2 protein-coding genes are annotated in these 1,814 nt (G+C 37.5%); both read left to right on the plus strand.

The features are described from left to right. Nucleotides 1-525: 525 nt before the first annotated feature. Nucleotides 526-849, plus strand: coding sequence for a hypothetical protein (locus tag CJF42_RS23500; RefSeq protein ID WP_212668852.1), 324 nt, complete (start codon nucleotides 526-528; stop codon nucleotides 847-849). Nucleotides 850-1,352: 503 nt separating this feature from the next. After that, nucleotides 1,353-1,700 carry a hypothetical protein gene (locus tag CJF42_RS23505; protein ID WP_095368982.1) on the plus strand — a complete coding sequence of 116 codons (348 nt, stop codon included), beginning with the start codon at nucleotides 1,353-1,355 and terminating at the stop codon, nucleotides 1,698-1,700. Nucleotides 1,701-1,814 lie beyond the last annotated feature (114 nt).

The following is a 1,814-nucleotide window of genomic DNA, read 5'->3' on the forward strand; positions in this document are numbered from 1 at the left end:
AGAAGTGCAGCTTGATGCACTTTTCGTTCGCTCTAATTGATTAAAATACCACTGCATTATCATAAACGATAACCTCGGGGGATTTTAAACATAAAGCGACAGCACATCGATACTGTGTTTTTATACAGTGGTTGAATTATATTTAATAAATCGCGCACACTTTGCCATTTTTCATCGCACACTTTGTCTTGCTGAAAAAAAATAAATTATGTATAGTCAATCACATACGAATATATGCACCTAAATAACAGGCGCATATAAATTACAAAGCGTGCAAGCACACTTTATTTAGTTGAAAATTTTTACTCATATAATTGATTATAAAGCATTAAACACTGCTTTTTACATGGAGGTCTAACCAGAAAAGCGTGCGCGCACACTTTGTCACCTCCGTTTTTGTCATTATTTTTTTCTAAGTCACTTATTTTTAAGGCCTTATTATGAATTCATATTAAGAGGTCTAACCTGATAAGTGTGCGCGCCGTTTATACTAATGTTATATACATTAATGACTAGGAGTGTCACTTGAATAAAATATTAATCCCCTTAATTATGGGAGGAATTCTTTTTACTAATAACCTTAACGCAGAGGTAGTTGCTACAGGGAAAGGTAAAATAACCTTCACAGAAGGTCACATAGCCCCTAACTGCCGCACAGTTGGATTCAAAGATAATGAATCAGGCGTCACTAAATCTTTCAGAGTTTCTGATGTTGATGGGGATGATGATGTAAACAGTGTTGCATTAAGTGCTTTAATGGCTAATAGGGATGTTAGAATATGGTACGATGAAGCTATCACTTCTGGTTGCGGGACTCAACCAAGAATAAACTACATTAGAGTCTATTAATCGGTTGACCTGTTAAAAAAAGAAATCTTATAGGATGTGCTTTTCTGTATATAACAAGTTGCTTAAACGGACACGTACAGTTTGCTGCTCTTCGCGCATTATAGCAAACGTGTCCTTAGCCGCTTAGCAAAGCGTTATAAGCTCAGGTGAGCTATGAAGTATTTTTTAGCGATAGTATTAAACATTTTAACACTGGCTGCCTCAGTAGCGGGGCTAATGTCATCATGTATGTGGGGTTGTCCAAATACAGGTATACAGCTTACATTTAAAATATCTACAGTTTGTTTGCTTGTCAGTCTTTTAATGATTATCTATCTATGGTTAACCAAGAAAAAGTGCAATAAATAATTATGTCGAAGATGAACAACTACACCAAGGGCTTATAACAAGGCCTTAAAGTCGGATTCGTAACAGTTGGCTCGGTTCCGCTTCGCTTCACATTTTAGCCAACTATTACTCACCGCTTAAGGCGGCGTTAGCACTATCCACAACAAGGAGCTTCAATGAAAAAATCTATTTTTGCCGCTATAACTTTGACTACATCGCTATTCGCATACTCAAGTGGAGGAACTGACAAAGGGGTTATCACAAGTATGTATGTTAATAATGGATGGACTATGGTCAGTGTTCCTGATTTACATACAACCATTAAAGGTTCAAAAAATAACCCTGATAGTTGTACAAGCAATTCATATTACGCAATAATCCCAAGCGATCCAAATTACACTACGATACATGCAACGTTAATGGCTGCTCAAATGGCTGGTAAACAAGTTCATTTTTGGGTAAATGGCTGTAGTGGGCAAAATGGTGATTACCCTAAAATAGTTAGCGTTTGGGTAACATCATAGTGCTAACAAGGCCGTAAAGTCGGACACGTAACAGTTGGCCGTGCTCGTGCCTCGCAGTTTCAGCCAACCATTACTTAGCCACTTACGGCTGCGTTAGGTATTTATTTGACCACT

It is taken from the genome of Pseudoalteromonas sp. NBT06-2 (genome assembly GCF_002276045.1).
Taxonomy (GTDB): Bacteria; Pseudomonadota; Gammaproteobacteria; order Enterobacterales; family Alteromonadaceae; genus Pseudoalteromonas.

Coding starts and splice junctions, on each gene's coding strand:
- CJF42_RS23505 (WP_095368982.1), top strand. CDS start 1,353: ATGAAAAAATCTATTTTTGCCGCTATAACTTTGACTACATCGCTATTC.